Source organism: Pseudoalteromonas sp. SR44-8, assembly GCF_014163635.1.
GTDB lineage: Bacteria > Pseudomonadota > Gammaproteobacteria > Enterobacterales > Alteromonadaceae > Pseudoalteromonas > Pseudoalteromonas rhizosphaerae.
In genome coordinates, this window is sequence record NZ_JACJDS010000026.1 from 1 (window position 1) to 16,551 (window position 16,551).

14 protein-coding genes are annotated in these 16,551 nt (G+C 39.7%); 6 read left to right on the forward strand and 8 right to left on the reverse strand.

Going from position 1 to position 16,551, the window contains the following annotated elements; genetic code table 11:
- Window positions 1-296: 296 nt before the first annotated feature.
- From H5183_RS13855 to adk, 3 genes are all read left to right on the forward strand, one after another.
- Complete coding sequence (locus tag H5183_RS13855) at window positions 297-1,010, forward strand: RluA family pseudouridine synthase (protein WP_182731942.1); 714 nt, start codon at window positions 297-299, stop codon at window positions 1,008-1,010.
- Between the two features lie 135 nt (window positions 1,011-1,145).
- Entirely contained in the window at window positions 1,146-3,059 is a 1,914-nt protein-coding gene (gene htpG, locus H5183_RS13860; protein WP_182731943.1) for a molecular chaperone HtpG, read from the forward strand.
- A gap of 180 nt (window positions 3,060-3,239) precedes the next feature.
- A complete protein-coding gene (gene adk, locus H5183_RS13865) occupies window positions 3,240-3,884 on the forward strand; it encodes an adenylate kinase (protein WP_064665952.1) in 645 nt (214 codons plus the stop codon).
- 69 nt (window positions 3,885-3,953) lie between these two features.
- Here the strand turns inward: adk and tpx are convergent, their stop codons facing one another.
- Window positions 3,954-4,535: a thiol peroxidase gene (tpx, locus tag H5183_RS13870; protein ID WP_145242161.1), complete on the reverse strand. Its 582-nt coding sequence runs from the start codon at window positions 4,533-4,535 to the stop codon at window positions 3,954-3,956.
- A gap of 173 nt (window positions 4,536-4,708) precedes the next feature.
- On the opposite strand from tpx, the gene H5183_RS13875 reads away from it, so the two are divergent.
- Window positions 4,709-5,713 (forward strand): response regulator, encoded by a 1,005-nt coding sequence (locus H5183_RS13875; protein WP_145242159.1) that lies wholly within the window; start codon window positions 4,709-4,711, stop codon window positions 5,711-5,713.
- Between the two features lie 4 nt (window positions 5,714-5,717).
- Window positions 5,718-6,683 (forward strand): diguanylate cyclase, encoded by a 966-nt coding sequence (locus H5183_RS13880; RefSeq protein WP_182731944.1) that lies wholly within the window; start codon window positions 5,718-5,720, stop codon window positions 6,681-6,683.
- 118 nt (window positions 6,684-6,801) lie between these two features.
- Here H5183_RS13880 and H5183_RS13885 read toward each other — a convergent pair whose 3' ends face one another.
- From H5183_RS13885 to H5183_RS13905, 5 genes are all read right to left on the reverse strand, one after another.
- Window positions 6,802-7,683, reverse strand: a complete 882-nt coding sequence (locus H5183_RS13885; protein ID WP_145242155.1) for a universal stress protein — start codon at window positions 7,681-7,683, stop codon at window positions 6,802-6,804.
- Window positions 7,684-7,688: 5 nt separating this feature from the next.
- On the reverse strand, window positions 7,689-9,203 hold the full coding sequence (locus H5183_RS13890) for a SpoVR family protein (protein ID WP_145242153.1): 1,515 nt from the start codon (window positions 9,201-9,203) through the stop codon (window positions 7,689-7,691).
- Between the two features lie 21 nt (window positions 9,204-9,224).
- Window positions 9,225-10,508, reverse strand: coding sequence for a YeaH/YhbH family protein (locus H5183_RS13895; RefSeq protein ID WP_145242150.1), 1,284 nt, complete (start codon window positions 10,506-10,508; stop codon window positions 9,225-9,227).
- A gap of 30 nt (window positions 10,509-10,538) precedes the next feature.
- Entirely contained in the window at window positions 10,539-12,461 is a 1,923-nt protein-coding gene (locus H5183_RS13900) for a PrkA family serine protein kinase (RefSeq protein WP_149982777.1), read from the reverse strand.
- Between the two features lie 179 nt (window positions 12,462-12,640).
- On the reverse strand, window positions 12,641-13,222 hold the full coding sequence (locus tag H5183_RS13905; RefSeq protein WP_145242146.1) for a superoxide dismutase: 582 nt from the start codon (window positions 13,220-13,222) through the stop codon (window positions 12,641-12,643).
- A gap of 276 nt (window positions 13,223-13,498) precedes the next feature.
- On the opposite strand from H5183_RS13905, the gene H5183_RS13910 reads away from it, so the two are divergent.
- The gene (locus H5183_RS13910; protein ID WP_064665960.1) at window positions 13,499-13,837 is read left to right on the forward strand and encodes a Grx4 family monothiol glutaredoxin; all 339 of its coding nucleotides are present in this window, start codon (window positions 13,499-13,501) and stop codon (window positions 13,835-13,837) included.
- A gap of 29 nt (window positions 13,838-13,866) precedes the next feature.
- Here the strand turns inward: H5183_RS13910 and H5183_RS13915 are convergent, their stop codons facing one another.
- The gene (locus H5183_RS13915; RefSeq protein WP_149982776.1) at window positions 13,867-15,207 is read right to left on the reverse strand and encodes a PAS domain-containing sensor histidine kinase; all 1,341 of its coding nucleotides are present in this window, start codon (window positions 15,205-15,207) and stop codon (window positions 13,867-13,869) included.
- Window positions 15,207-16,535 carry a sigma-54 dependent transcriptional regulator gene (locus H5183_RS13920; RefSeq protein WP_145242142.1) on the reverse strand — a complete coding sequence of 443 codons (1,329 nt, stop codon included), beginning with the start codon at window positions 16,533-16,535 and terminating at the stop codon, window positions 15,207-15,209. The genes H5183_RS13915 and H5183_RS13920 overlap by 1 nt, the downstream gene beginning before the upstream one ends.
- Between the last annotated feature and the right edge of the window lie 16 nt (window positions 16,536-16,551).

A 16,551-nucleotide genomic window follows, 5' to 3' on the forward strand; every position in this document is an offset into this window, starting at 1 on the left:
AAATAAAGCGCTAACTGCGTTATAATTTTTTCAAGTAGAACAACTACATGTCAAAATTTACGCCTTGTTATCACTGTATTTATCTGTCGCTATAAATGGTCAGTAACTTAACACGATTGGTATTAACCTTCGACATGCGTTCACTGCCATTTTCTAATCTTGAAAACTAGCGCCCTTTATAGTTAAAAGCCAAACTACAGCGCAGCATACCGACTTTTTTGTGTATGATAGAAATTTAACTAGTTTCAAGATACTAATGTCGCAACGTTTTTATAAAATCAATAATGAGAGAAATAATGTCTAATACAAATTTGCCACAGCATTCTATTGTCGATGACTTTATTGCATCGGTTTGTCATGAGCATGTGGAAATTTTATATAAAGACGATGATATTTTATTGATCAATAAACCCAGTGGCTTACTGAGTTTATCTGGTAAAAATCCGGCCAATTGGGATTCTGTGCATTATCGTTTAGTGAATGGGCAGCCAGGTCTGACTGCCGCATTTCCGACAGCTAAATTGCCGCATCGATTAGACTATGGTACTTCAGGTATTATGATTGTAGGCCTTAACCCTGAATCAACTAAGCTCCTTAATAAGCAGTTTCAATCAGGGACAATAAAAAAACACTATATAGCCATGTTGGATGGCTGGTTATTAAATGACGTAGGTCAAATAAACGCTGCAATAGTCAAAGATAAGTTACTCTTTCCATTAGTTAAAATTTGTAATGTGACGGGTAAGTCTGCCGTCAGTGACTATTTAGTATTACAGCGCTTAACATCACCGCCGCGTACTTTAGTGCAATTTACCCCTGTGACGGGGCGTACACATCAATTACGTATACACAGTCACAGCATTGGGCACCCAATTATTGGCTGTGATCTGTATAAAAACCAACATAGCCAACAACTGGCTGAGCGCTTACAATTACATGCCAGCGATCTGTTTTTTGTACACCCTCGAAGCTCCAAGCAAACGCACCTACATTGCCCACAGCCATTTTGATTGTAAGAAAAAACAACTTAACTTCCGTGTTTATCTTGCTATGGCTTACTTTTTTGCTCTTTTGACTTGAAGTTAACAAACCGCGCCCCATATTAAGTGCATAACGCAGACACTTTGCAAATTGGAGATATATAAATGACTGCAGCACAAAAAGAAACATTAGGCTTTCAAACAGAAGTTAAACAACTATTAAACTTAATGATTCACTCACTTTATTCTAATAAAGAAATTTTCTTACGTGAGCTTGTGTCAAATGCCTCAGACGCAGCTGATAAATTACGCTTTTTAGCACTTTCAAATGGTGAACTATACCAAGGTGACGCAGACTTACGTGTACGTATCAGTGCCGATAAAGAAAAAAATACCGTAACTATTTCTGATAACGGTATTGGTATGACTCGTGATGAAGTGATCAGCTCGTTAGGGACTATTGCTAAATCAGGCACTGCTGAGTTTTTCAAAAACTTAACTGGCGACCAAAGCAAAGATTCGCAACTAATTGGTCAGTTCGGTGTTGGTTTTTACTCTGCATTTATAGTTGCAGACTTAGTGACTGTTCGTACTCGCAAAGCCGGTGAAGAAAAAGGCGTTGAATGGCAATCACAAGGTGAGGGCGAATACACGCTAGAAGAAATTGAAAAAGCAGGCCGTGGTACTGAAATTACTTTACATCTTCGTGAAGATGAAAAAGAGTTTGCTGATGAATGGCGCCTACGTAGTATTGTAACTAAGTACTCGGATCATATTTCAACACCAGTACAAATGTACAAAGCCGAAGTACCTGAGTCAGAAGGTGAAGATGGCGAGAAAATTCCAGCCGTACCTGGTGAGTGGGAAAGCATTAACCGCGCCACAGCAATGTGGACGCGTGATAAATCAGAGCTATCTGATGAAGAATATAAAGAATTTTATAAGCATGTAAGCCATGATTGGGAAGATCCACTGAGCTGGGCTCACAACAAAGTTGAAGGTAAAACTGAATACACAAGCTTACTGTATATTCCTAAAAAAGCACCATTTGATTTATGGAATCGTGACCGTCAAAGTGGCTTAAAGCTATATGTACAACGTGTATTTGTAATGGATGATGCTGAGCAATTTATGCCTAGCTACTTACGCTTTGTAAAAGGTTTACTTGATTCAAACGATTTACCGTTAAACGTATCACGTGAAATTTTACAAGATAACAAAGTAACGCAAGCAATCCGCAAAGGTTGTACGTCACGTACCTTAAAACTGCTTGAGCGTATGGCGAAAAATAAAGCCGACGATTACCAAGTATTTTGGAATGAATTTGGTCAAGTGATCAAAGAAGGTCCAGCAGAAGATGCAGCGAATAAAGAAGCGATTGCTAAGTTACTGCGTTTCTCATCAACACATACTGATGAAGAAGCACAAAACGTTTCATTAGAGCAATACGTTGAGCGTATGAATGAAGGCCAAGACGCGATTTACTACGTTGTTGCGGATTCATTCACTGCGGCGAAAAGCTCTCCACATCTAGAGATCTTCCGTAAGAAAGGTATCGAAGTACTGTTGATGAGTGACCGTGTTGATGAGTGGATGATGAGCCACTTAACCGAGTTTGCTGAAAAACCATTTAAGTCAATTACCCGTGGTGACCTAGACTTAGGTAGCTTAGATGATGAAGAGACCAAAAAAGCGCAAGAAGAGTCTGAAAAAGAAGTTGCAGGCTTAGTTGAGCGCATCAAAACAGCACTTGGCGATAATGTTAAAGATGTACGCTTTACGCATCGTTTAACTGACTCACCAGCCTGTGTGGTCGCTGATGACAACGACATGAGCTCACAAATGCAAAAGCTAATGGAATCAGTAGGTCAAGCTGCTCCAGAAGCAAAACCAATTTTTGAGCTTAACCCTGAGCATCAACTTGTTAAGCATTTAAATGTTGAACAAGACGAAGACAAATTTGCACAGTGGTCACATGTACTGCTTGATCAAGCCTTGCTTGCAGAGCGCGGTACATTAAAAGATCCAGCAGGTTTTGTGACTCGCTTAAATAAATTAATGTTAGATTTGAGTAAGTAATTGCTCAAAAACTAACATTTTAATAAAAAGGGAACTTCGGTTCCCTTTTTTTATGATCTCAACGTAGTCAATTGGCATAAGTTGCTTGAGTATCTGCGGCGCTTATGGAAGAATTCAAGCTTTATAATAAATCATACTGATATGCTTTTTGTAAAATCAGTATCAAACGAGGACAATGATATGCGCATTATTCTTTTGGGCGCGCCGGGTGCAGGTAAAGGCACTCAAGCTCAGTTTTTGATGGATAAGTACGGTATTCCACAAATTTCAACTGGTGATATGTTACGTGCTGCAATTAAAGAAGGCACACCACTGGGTCTTGAAGCGAAAAAAGTAATGGATGCAGGTCAGTTAATTTCTGATGACATCATCATAGGTCTTGTTAAAGAGCGTATTACTAAAGCTGATTGTGAAAAAGGTTTTTTACTAGACGGTTTCCCACGTACCATCCCACAAGCTGATGCAATGAAAGAAAATGGCGTAGTTGTTGATCACGTTATTGAGTTTGATGTGGCTGATGAAATTATTGTTGACCGAATGGGTGGACGTCGCGTTCATCCTGGTTCCGGCCGTGTTTATCACGTAGTTTACAATCCGCCAAAAGTGGAAGGTAAAGACGACGTTACAGGTGAAGATCTGATCATCCGTGCTGATGACACAGAAGAAACAGTACGTAAACGTTTAGGTATTTACCATGAGCAAACAATGCCATTGGTTGATTATTACCAAGCGGAAGCGCAAGCGGGCAATACGCAATATCATAAACTAGATGGTACCCAAGCTGTTGAAGCTGTTAATCAGCAACTTGCTGAATTATTGGGTTGATAATTCAATCAATAAAAAACCGCCGATTGGCGGTTTTTTTATCATTGTAATGTACTCTAGCGCAATAAATTACAATGCGTTTAAAGCACTTATAACTGGGTCATACTTTGGCTCTGTTGATAAATCAGCTACTAACTGCTTGTAAACAACTTTATGACTTGCATCTAATACAAATACGGCTCGTGTAAGCAGACCCATATCTTTAATGATCAGACCATAGTTTTGACCAAAGTCACGCCATACTGAATCAGATAAAGCAGTAATTTTATCTATGTTCTCGGCTTTGCAAAAACGTTTTTGTGCAAACGGTAAATCAGCACTAATGGTGAGCATGGCTATATTTGGAAATTGCGATGCAACCTTTTCGTTAAAATGCTTGGTTTGAATGCTACAAACACCAGTATCCAGACTTGGAACAACGCTTATTAAAACGGCTTTACCTTGGTAATCGGCTAAAGTAATTGGCGTGAATGAGCCATCAACCACTTTAAAGTCTGGTGCTTTATCGCCTAGTTTTACACCTTGTCCTAATAAAGTGATTGGCTTAGATTGTGCTGATACTTTTCCCGCATCAAGGGTGTTTTCGGTCATATCGGCGGCAAAAGCCATTGAACAAAAGGCACTTAAAGCAAAAGTGAGTGATCGGAGCATAAGGTATTTCCTTTAGAGTTAACGCAATTAGGCTGAGTGTATTATAATCATCCATGGACACCAAGAGTTTAATGCAATTTAAAATTGTAATGTATGGTTACATTGATTAACATAAAGCAGTAATAAATGTTTACATTTTTACTAATAAAAATAAAAGCAATCAGAGAGAGACTATGTCAACATCGGTACTAATTTGTGATGATTCTAAGCTTGCGCGCCGTCAGTTAGCTCGTTCGTTGCCCGATGATTGGGATATTAAAGTTGAGTTTGCTGAAGATGGCGTGCATTGTATTAAGCAAATTAAAGCGTTAAACCCGGAAATCTTATTTCTCGATTTAAATATGCCGCAAATGGATGGCTACGAAGTACTGCAAGCGATTCAAGAGCAAAACTTGGATATATTAACCGTTGTTGTCTCTGGCGATATTCAGCCCAATGCGCATCAACGGGTAATCGAACTTGGCGCGATAGACTTTATCCAAAAACCATGTGATGCCCAAAAGCTTGCCGATATTATCGAACACCATGGAATTAAAGATAAAGCAATGCGTGAGCGGCTCTCACACCGCTTAGGTGAGCAAGTTGACCCAGATGTCAGAGACATATACCAAGAGCTGACTAACGTGGCAATGGGGCAGGCTGGAGACTTATTAGCACGGCTATTAAATGTATTTGTTGAATTGCCTATTCCTAATGTCAATATTCTCGAAGTTAATGAACTTGATATGGCACTGCGATCAATTGATGCCAATGCAACAACGTCAGGCGTGTGCCAAGGTTTTATTGGTGGTGGTGTATCCGGTGAGGCATTGTTACTTCTAAATGATTCTAGCTTTAAAGAAATTGCGTCCTTGATGAATTATGAAGGGGAGCTCACTAACAAAATTGAGCTGGAGTTATTAATGGATATTAGTAATATCCTGATTGGTGCAATCTTAACGGGATTATCTCGCCAATTAGATATGACTTTTAGCCAAGGACATCCGGTGGTGTTAGGCCAACATTGTGATGTATCTGATTTAGTTAAAGCAAACAAATCACGCTGGCAACGTACTCTGGCAATAGAAATTAGCTATGGTATTGAGAACCACAATATTAACTGTGACTTGATGCTATTATTTACCGAAGACTCACTAAAAACTTTGAAATACAAAGTTGCTTACCTATTAGAAGACTAACATTATGCCTGCTGCTGATTTTAATATGAATGAAATCCATTGGTTAATGGATATGTTTAATACCGTAGATGTTGGTTTAGTGGTGTTAGATAGGGACTATAAAGTGTGTATTTGGAATGGTTTTATGGAAAACCATTCAGGTATGTTACCCAGCGCTGTAAAAGATAAAGACTTGTTTGATTTATTTCCATCAATTGATGAAAAGTGGTTTCGTAGTAAGTCAGAATCAGTGTTTATTTTGAAAAACCGTTCATTCACTATTTGGGAACAGCAGCCATATATTTTCCGCTTTAAAAATTACCGTCCAATCACGGGTAAAGCAGACCATATGTTTCAAAACGCTACGTTTATTCCTCTATCAAATACGATGGGAGAAGTTGGCCATATTTGTATCATTCTTTATGATGTAACTGATATGGCAGTGAATAAAAAAGAACTTGAAGAAGTAAATCGTAAACTTGAACAAGTGAGTCAAACGGACGCACTAACAAAATTGACTAATCGAGGTCATTGGGAAGATACCCTACGAAAAGAATTTCTTAGGATCAAACGTAGTGGTGGCACAAGTACTTTATTGATGTTTGATATCGATCACTTTAAAAAAGTAAATGATGAACATGGGCACCGTTGTGGCGATGAAGCACTGCGTAACATTGCTGATTTACTGCGTAAAACATTACGTGAAACAGACATCGCAGGTCGTTATGGCGGCGAAGAATTTGCAGTAACGTTATTAGACACGGATCACAAAGGTGCTGAGATATTTGCTGAGCGTTTGCGTAGTTTAATTGAAAACTCATCCATTTACTTTGACGAACAGCAAATTAAAGTGACTGTTAGTGTTGGTTTTGCCTGTTTTCAAGATGAATTCGAACGTTATGAAAAATGGATTGAAGCGGCTGATAAGGCACTTTACTTTTCAAAAGAAAATGGCAGAAATTGTATTACTGCATATAAAGATTTGAGTTAACCTTGATGAGTATAAATACCCTCGCGACACAATAGCAAAAGTTTAAATTAAGTTGCTTTGAATAGGCATAAAAAATGACGCAAAATGCGTCATTTTTTATGCTATCGCCAGCAGGTATCTAGCATTCAGGTGGCAAAATAAGCAAGTCTGTTTTTAGTAACCGCATAACTTTTTCAGCGGTATTGCCAATTAACTTACCTTTTATACCTATGTTGCCTACTGAGCCCATGATCACGAGACCGGCACTAAGCTTAGCTGCAATACTTGGGATCACTTGCTCGGCTAGGCCCGCTTTTATATGAAGGTTATTTTTTATATCGTGCTCAATAATTAAATTACGTTGAATGACAGGTAGTTTGTCAAAAGCATTCAGTACTTGTTCGTCTGAAAATACAATGCCTAAGTCTCTTAAAATTGGGGATACATGAACGGTATAACAAGTATAAAACTGACAGTCATAATGCTTAGAATAAGCTAAACCAGTTTCAATTATATCTTTGTTTAGTTTGTATTTAGTGGCTTTTTCGCTACCTAAATCAAGCGCAGCTAACACATTGGTGTTATTGCGCCAGGTATTATCCGCAGCTAAATAAAGTGGTAGTGGGGTAAAGCGGATCAACTGCCAGTCAAGTTCACTAAATTGACAATGCTCGTCAATATGGCGCGTTTTTATCACCATCTCATAATTTTCAAAGTCACTCTCATTGGCTAACCATTGCTCAGGTGCCTCATGCCAAATAATATTTAATGAATAATCTGATTCTGACAATTCGCTTTCAAGTAGTGGTACTAATTCTTTTTTGAGAGTCGCCAACCTTGTTTCTTGAATGACTTGCAATTGTTCAGCTGGCGGCGAGAACAAAATATTACCAGCACTTTCATAGGCAAAGGCGACAATATCAATATGTTTTTGCTTACCAATTGCTTTGTGTTTCGCGTGCAAAATAGCAGTACGTGCAAATTCTACTGAATCAATTAGTACGAGAAGCTTTTTATCCATTCTATTCACTCTGTTGTATGGCGTGAATCATCTGATGGACATTGCCCGAGTATATTCAATTCGCCAGAGGTTGACTCTTGTTCCAGTTTTACCTTAAAGCCCCATAGTCTGTAAAGGTGTTTTAATACCTCATGGTGAGACTTTGCCAGTGGAATATCCTGATGTGGCACGTAGCGCAAGGTTAAAGAGCGATCACCTCTAATATCAACATCATAGATCTGAATGTTGGGTTCGTGATTACTGAGGTTATATTGTGCTGAGAGCGCAGTCCGTACCGCGTGATAGCCGCTTTCATCGTGGATCGCACCAACTTGTAGATTCGGATCTTTTTCATGATCGATAATAGTGAATAATTTAAAGTCACGAATAAGTTTGGGTGATAAAAATTGGCTAATAAAACTTTCGTCTTTAAAGTTTTCCATTGCAAAGTGCAGCGTATCTAACCAGTTGCTCCCGGCATATTCTGGAAACCACTGTTTATCTTCTTCGGTAGGGTTTTCACAAATACGGCGGATATCCACCATCATATTAAAACCCAGCGCATAAGGGTTAATACCCGAATAATAATTACTATTGTAAGGGGGCTGATACACAACATTAGTATGACTTTGTAAAAACTCTAACATGAATGAGTCAGTGAGTTTCCCTTCATCATATAAGTGATTCAAAATAGTATAATGCCAAAACGTTGCCCAGCCTTCATTCATTACTTGGGTTTGCTTTTGAGGATAAAAATATTGTGAGATTTTACGCACAATACGAATTATTTCTCGTTGCCAAGATTCCAGTAATGGCGCATTTTTTTCTATAAAATACAAAATATTTTCTTGTGGCTCTGAAGGAAAATGACGCTCGTGTTTTTTAGTTTCCTGTTGATGTGAAGGTATTGTGCGCCAAAGTTCGTTCACTTGTGATTGTAAGTAATCTTCGCGCTCTTGTTGGCGTTTTTGTTCTTCAAATAAAGATATTTGCTGTGGGCGTTTATAACGATCAACACCGTAATTCATAAGTGCATGGCATGAATCGATTAGGTTTTCGACTTCATCAATGCCATGTTTTTCTTCGCAACGAGCAATATAATTTTTTGCAAATAATAGGTAGTCAATAATAGAGCTGGCATCAGTCCATGTTTTAAATAAATAATTACCTTTAAAAAACGAGTTGTGCCCGTAGCAAGCGTGCGCCATCACTAAAGCCTGCATTGGAAGGGTATTTTCTTCCATTAAATAAGCAATACAAGGATTCGAGTTTATGACAATTTCATAAGCCAATCCCATTTGTCCGCGTTTGTAGTTTTGCTCAGTTTGAATAAATTTTTTACCATAAGACCAGTGACTATAGCCAATAGGCATACCAACACTGGAATAGGCATCCATCATTTGTTCTGCGGTGATCACTTCAATCTGATTAGGATAAGTATCGAGGCGATAATGTTCAGCAACCCGCGCAATTTCGTCTTGGTATTGTTGTAGTAATTCAAATGTCCAATCTGGCCCATCACTCATTCGTTTATTGGTCATATAAATACCTCGCTGTACAGCCTAGGCTGCCCCTTGGTGTTGACGACTCTTCTTGAATAACTCACGGAAAATAGGGTAAATATCTTCAACATTGCGTATATGTTGAATAGCAAAGTTATTATGAGTTTGACAAATATTTTGATACTCACGCCATAGGCTCTGATGGGCGCGGGTAGTGATCTCAATATAAGCGTAATAGCGAATGGTACTGAGCAACTTGTTGCGTAAGATCTCTGAGCATTGGGGAGAGTCATCTGCCCAATTGTCGCCATCAGAGGCTTGTGCTGCATACACATTCCACTCGCCAGCGTTATAACGCTCGGTAATTATCTCATTCATTAACTTCAGTGCGCTGGAGACAATTGTGCCGCCAGTTTCTTGGGAATAGAAAAACTCCTGTTCGTCGACCTCTTTGGCTTGGGTATGATGGCGAATATACACCACTTCAATGTCTTTATAACTGCGGGTCAAAAATTGATAAAGCAAAATATAAAAACGTTTTGCCATATCTTTGGTTGCTTGATCCATCGAGCCCGACACATCCATAATACAAAACATCACCGCTTTACTAGTTGGATGAGGCTGTTTTTCATAGTTACGAAAGCGCAAATCGTAATTATCAATAAAGGGCACTGCACTGATGCGTTTTTGTAATGCGGCGATTTCTTGCTCCATTAATGCAATAGCAGCTATATCAGGTTCAGGCTCAGCCATTAATAGGCAAAGCTGTGCTTCAAGCTCTGCTAATTGACGCTTTTTACCCGCGCTCATCGCAACACGCCTTGCAAGTGAGCCCTGAAGTGAACGCACAATATCAATATTACTCGGCATACCATCACTACAAAAACCAGCACGATGAGTTTTCATTTGCACGAGTTTGTCTAACTGGTTTTGCTGTAAATTTGGCAGTTCTAAGTCTTCAAACAGTAAGTCTAGATACTCATCTTTAGAAATCGAGAAGACAAAGTCATCTTCTCCTTCACCAGAGTCACTCGCTTCACCTTCGCCGGCTCCACCACCTTGGCCACCTTGCGGGCGTTTAATTTTATCACCGGTTGAGAACTGATCGTTACCAGGATGAATTTGTTCTCTATCGCCCCCTTTACCTTGATGGAAAGTAGGTTCACTTATATCCCGTTGCGGAATTGAAATACTCTCACCGCTACTGGAGTCAGTGACACTGCGTTTATTTATTGCATCTGACACCGCTTCTTTGATCTGTTTTTTATAGCGCCTGATAAAGCGTTGACGATTTAACGTGCTCTTATTCTTACCGTTCAGGCGACGGTCTATAAAATGCGCCATAAAGACCCCCTAAAAATACACAGCTGCGTGTTATTGCGATTTACGCACGCGTAAATACCACTCTGATAACAAACGAACTTGCTTTTGGGTATATCCTTTTTCCACCATACGATTGACAAAATCTTCATGTTTTTTCTGATCTTCTGCGGATGTTTTCGCATTGAAGGAAATAACGGGTAATAGTTCTTCAGTATTGGAGAACATTTTTTTCTCAATCACAGTGCGCAGTTTTTCATAGCTGGTCCACAATGGATTTTTACCATTGTTGTGCGCCCGTGCACGCAATACAAAATTAACGATTTCGTTACGGAAATCTTTTGGATTTGAAATGCCTGCTGGTTTTTCAATTTTTTCAAGTTCGGCATTTAATGCTTCGCGGTTGAATAGCTGGCCGGTATCAGGGTCGCGATACTCTTGGTCTTGGATCCAAAAATCAGCATAAGTGACATAGCGGTCAAAAATGTTTTGCCCGTACTCAGAGTAAGACTCTAAATAAGCTGTTTGCAGTTCTTTACCAATAAACTCAACATACTGCGGGATTAAATAGCCTTTCAAGTGGCTTAAGTAGCGTTCTTCAACGTCGGCAGAGAATTGCTCTCGTTCAATTTGTTGCTCTAATACATAAAATAAATGCACTGGGTTTGCCGCTACCTCAAGTGTGTCAAAGTTAAACACGCGCGATAAAATTTTAAATGCAAACCGAGTTGATAGTCCGGTCATGCCTTCATCTACACCGGCATAATCTCGATACTCTTGATACGATTTAGCTTTAGGATCGGTGTCTTTCAAGCTTTCGCCGTCATATACCCGCATTTTTGAGTAGATACTAGAGTTTTCTGGATCTTTTAACCGTGATAGCGTGGTAAATTTTGCCAATGTTTCCAGTGTGCCTGGCGCGCAAGGAGCATTATATAATTCACTATGTTCCAATAGCTTGTCGTAGATTTTTACCTCTTCAGATGCACGTAAACAATACGGCACTTTGACGATGTAAACACGGTCTAAAAAGGCTTCATTGTTCTTGTTGTTTTTAAAGGTCTGCCATTCTGATTCGTTTGAATGAGCCAAAATCATGCCATTAAAGGGCAGTGCACTAATACCTTCGGTGCCATTATAATTTCCCTCTTGCGTGGCTGTTAAAAGCGGATGCAATACTTTGATTGGCGCTTTAAACATCTCAACAAATTCCATTAAACCTTGATTTGCAAGACATAATGAACCGGAATAAGCATAAGCATCAGCATCGTTTTGAGCAAAATGTTCTAGTTTGCGAATATCAACTTTACCGACTAAAGCGGAAATATCTTGGTTGTTTTCATCCCCAGGTTCAGTTTTTGCAATAGCAATTTGATTTAAAATAGAGGGGTAGCGTTTTACCACTTTAAACTGGCTAATATCACCATTAAATTCAGATAAGCGCTTAGTGGCCCATGGTGACATAATAGTTTTTAAGTAACGGGGCTTAATCCCGTATTCTTTTGCCATCAGCTCAGCATCTTCATTAGGATCAAAAAGCGCCAACGGGTGGTCATTGACCGGTGAGCCTTTAATTGAGTAAATAGGCACTTGTTGCATTAAATATTTTAGCTTTTCGGCAATCGATGATTTACCACCGCCAACAGGTCCAAGTAGATAAAGCACTTGTTTACATTCTTCAAGGCCTTGCGCGGCATGTTTTAGGTAAGAAACGATTTGTTCAATCGCATCCTCCATACCGTAAAAATCATTAAAGGCAGGGTAACGTGCTACTACTCTGTTTGAAAATAATCGACTTAACCGTGCATCCTTTGAAGTATCGATCATTTTTGGCTCACCAATGGCCGCTAATAATCGCTCTGGTGCGCTGGCATAAGCCGATTTATCAGTTTTACAAATCTCTAAGAACTCAGCGATACTATACTCTTCTTCTTGTGCCGCTTCGTATCGTGCTTGGTAATGCTCAAAAATACTCATGGAAACCTCCGAAAAACCTGCTTAAACTAGGTGCTTACAAATTAAAAAAGAAGCAAAGGTTATTTAAAGCTTAGTCACGAATTTGATTTTTTGTGCAATAAAATTAAAAATTTATGTTAGAAAACAAAAAAGACGCCGGAGCGTCTTTTAAATTGGGCTTGCTCAGAACGAGCAATCAATTATGCGAAGTTAGCGTTCGCGAATTCCCAGTTAACAAGCGACCAGAATGCTTTTAAGTAGTCTGGACGAACGTTACGGAAATCAATGTAGTAAGCATGTTCCCACAGGTCCACAGTCAGGATCGGTGTTACACCGTCTTGAGTTAGTGGCGTTGCTGCGTTAGAAGTATTAACGATGTCTAAAGAACCATCAGCTAATTTAACTAACCATGTCCAGCTTGAACCAAAGTTGTTTACTGCTTTATCATCAAAAGCTGCTTGGAATGCTTCAAAAGAACCCCATTTAGCATTGATAGCATCTGCAACAGCGCCTGTTGCTTCGCCACCGCCATTTGGAGATAGGCTGTTCCAGTAAAAAGTATGGTTCCAGATCTGTGCTGCATTGTTAAATACGCCACCTTCAGAAGAACATACGATTTCTTCAAGTGATTTACCTTCAAATTCAGTACCTGGGATTAAACCGTTAAGTTTAGTCACATAAGTGTTGTGGTGCTTGCCGTGGTGAAACTCTAATGTTTCTTGTGAAATATGTGGCTCAAGTGCATTAATTGCATATGGTAGTGACGGTAGTTCAAATGCCATTTTTTATCTCCATCTTCTTTTGGTTGATAGTTCAAATAGTAATAGTTAATGCCTGTTCAAACAGGGTAGTTACCTATACCAAATGAGATTATAGTGTTACTATAATTGTTGAGTATTTTACTCAAGTTTTAGCAAACAGCAATGCCAAACAGCAGTGCAAATGCAAGACTATTTCGATTGCGGCTTTATTTGCCCACTTTAAGATACATATATGAGGCTTAATGAAAATTTTTCAAGCCTTAATATGTTCAGCTATCGTCACTTTTGAGGTTGTAGATGGAAACCATTGATAAAATTAAACAGCAGATTTCTGAAAATCCAATTATCCTTTATATGAAAGGATCGCCTAAATTACCAAATTGTGGTTTTTCTTCACAAGCATCTCAAGCATTAATGTCATGCGGTGAACCGTTTGCCTATGTTGATATTTTACTAAATCCTGATATCCGAGCTGAATTACCAGCATATGCCAATTGGCCAACATTTCCACAACTGTGGGTTGATGGCGAATTAATTGGTGGTTGTGACATTATCATTGAAATGTTTCAACGTGGTGAATTACAACCACTGATCACCGAAACAGCAGCTAAATATAAAGAAGCTGACGCTGAGTAACGTTTATCAGCAAATCAACAAAAAGCCGCTTAATTGCGGCTTTTTTGTGATTGTTTGTTAGGACCGTGGGGCAGAATGACATGAACACTAAGCCCACCGTGCTTACGATTGTGTAAGCTAATTTGACCATGATGCGCTTCGACTATTTCACGGCACAATGCTAACCCCAAACCACTACCAGCGACTTTAGTTGAATAAAATGGGATTAATGCATTGGCCATCACTTGCTCACTCATACCTTTACCTTGGTCGTTTACACTGATATGTGTGCCTTTAATATTCTGTGTAACAGTGACACTTATATGTTCGCTAGCAGAGCCTGATTCGTGAGCATTTTTTATTAAGTTGATCAGTAGCTGTTCGACTTGAGTCGGATCAGCCAGTGTATGCACGTCATTACTTATATCGAGCATAAAACACCATTGATTTTGCAGTTGTGTGAGCAACACTTGCCAATTAATTGCGCTTGGCTGAGGAGTGGGCAGTTTGGCAAATTTGCCATAGCCTTGTACAAAGTCGTTTAAATGTTTGATGCGTTCAGAAATGGTAGCAAACACGCGGCTAAGTCTGGGTTCGTCTACTTTTTCACTGAGTAACTGGCCGCTATGCAGCATTGACGACATGGGACCCAGAGAGTTATTAAGTTCGTGACTGATGATCCGAATGACCTTTTTCCACACCTCGACTTCTTGACGGCTAAGTTCGCGGGTGAGTTGTTTAAAGACATATAAGTAATGGTATTGATTGTTAAGTAATAACTTACCGGTTGATAAATGCCACGCTTGAGATTCTTGGTCTTCAGTATCTAGCGTAAATAAACCATCGCTACCGCGCGTTAAAGCATTGTTTAACTGTGGATGAGCATTTTCAAGCAGGTGTGCAAACTGACTTCCTTCAAGCGCTGTTTTGGCATTAAAAAGGTCTCGGGCACTGTAGTTACTATAAACAATAAAGCCTTTATCATTTTTTAAAATAACGGCTTGGGGAGAGCTTTGTAGCACTTTATCAAGCATCAGCTCGCGCTGATAGATCCATTGTTTCTCTTGGCGTAATTGCTTTGCAGTTTGATTATACAATTGACACAAGCGGCCTAATTCATCGTTGCCGTTATAAGCTAGTAAGGTGGCTAATTCACCGTCTTTAAAATTAAGCAAACCAGTTTCAAGTGAGTGTATGCCTTGCACCAGAGTGCGGCTGAGCCGAAAAGATAAATAACTTGCCAGCAGCGATGTGAGCAGCGTTGTTATTAATAGTGAAGGCCAGCTTAAATGGGTTAACCAGCAGATGAGCCAAACAGGAATAAGTGCAGAGATGTTACATATCAGCACTATTTTACGAGTGAGAGACAGTGCAGGTTTATTTTTTTCCATTAGTAATCAATCTCAAATTTCTGCAAACGGCGGTACAGTGCTTGACGACTTAAACCAAACTGTCTGGCAACTTTTGCGATCACTCCTTGGTGCTGACGCATAGCTTGTTCTAGTTCTACTCTACTGGGTTCTTGTTTAGCAAAGTTAGTGTGCAGCGGTTGCGATTGTAGAGCAAAATCATCGAGGGTAATGTCGCCATTAGGTTTGAGTACGGCTGCGCGTTTACAGGCATTTTCTAGCTCACGAACGTTGCCGGGCCAATTGTGCGCGAGTAATCCTTGCTCTGTTGTAAGCGATAATTCGCGCTCGCCTAAGAAGTGTTTAGCAAGCGCTAAAATGTCATCTGGTCTTTGCGCTAAACTGGGTAAATTTAGCTCAATCACGTTGAGGCGATAATATAAGTCTTCTCTAAATCGACCTGCATGAATGGCCGCTTTTAAATCTTCATTGGTAGCTGAAATAACCCGAACATTTACTTTTTGTGTTTTTGTTGAACCGAGTCGTTCAAACTCACCAGTTTGTAACACGCGCAGTAGTTTCATTTGCCCTGATAATGGCAGGTTACCAATTTCATCTAAAAACAGCGTACCACCATCAGCGGCCTCAAAGCGACCAATTCGCTGTTTGGTGATGCCAGTATAAGCACCCGCTTCAGCGCCAAATAATTCGGCTTCAATTAAATCATGGGGCAGGGCTCCGGCATTGATGGTCAAAAACGGGGCATGGTTTAAGTGAGAATTGGCTTGAATAATTTGTGCAATGCGTTCTTTACCACTGCCATTTGCACCTGTTATTAGCACAGAGACATCTGACTTAGCGACTTGTATTGCCATATTGAGAATTTTTTCCATGGCGGTACTTTGATACACTAAACCAACTAGGTTGGCATCGGCTAAACTTGATGTTCGCTCTTGCTGGTGGCGCGCATACATTACATTTTGTTGTTTTGCTTGGCCAAGTTCGATTAAGTTATTAACACAGGTGAGGAGCTTGCTATCGTCCCATGGTTTAGGTAAGTAATCAGCGGCACCGGCTTTGACTAGCTCTATGGCGCTGGCCAGTTCAGTCCACGCGGTGATCAAAATAATCGGTAAGTGCGGGTTGAGAGCTCTTAGTTGATAAAACAACGCTTTACCTTCTTCGCCAGAGGTGGTGTCATTACTAAAATTCATATCTTGAATAACCAGCGCGATACGTTGGTATTGCACTATTTGTAAGGCTTCAAGCTGCGTTTTTGCAGTCACAACCTGATAGTCATGAATTTCTAACAGTAATGACAAGGCTTCTAATATGGCAGGGTTGTCATCGACAATAAGTATTTTTTCCATGTGAATTTAATCGCTG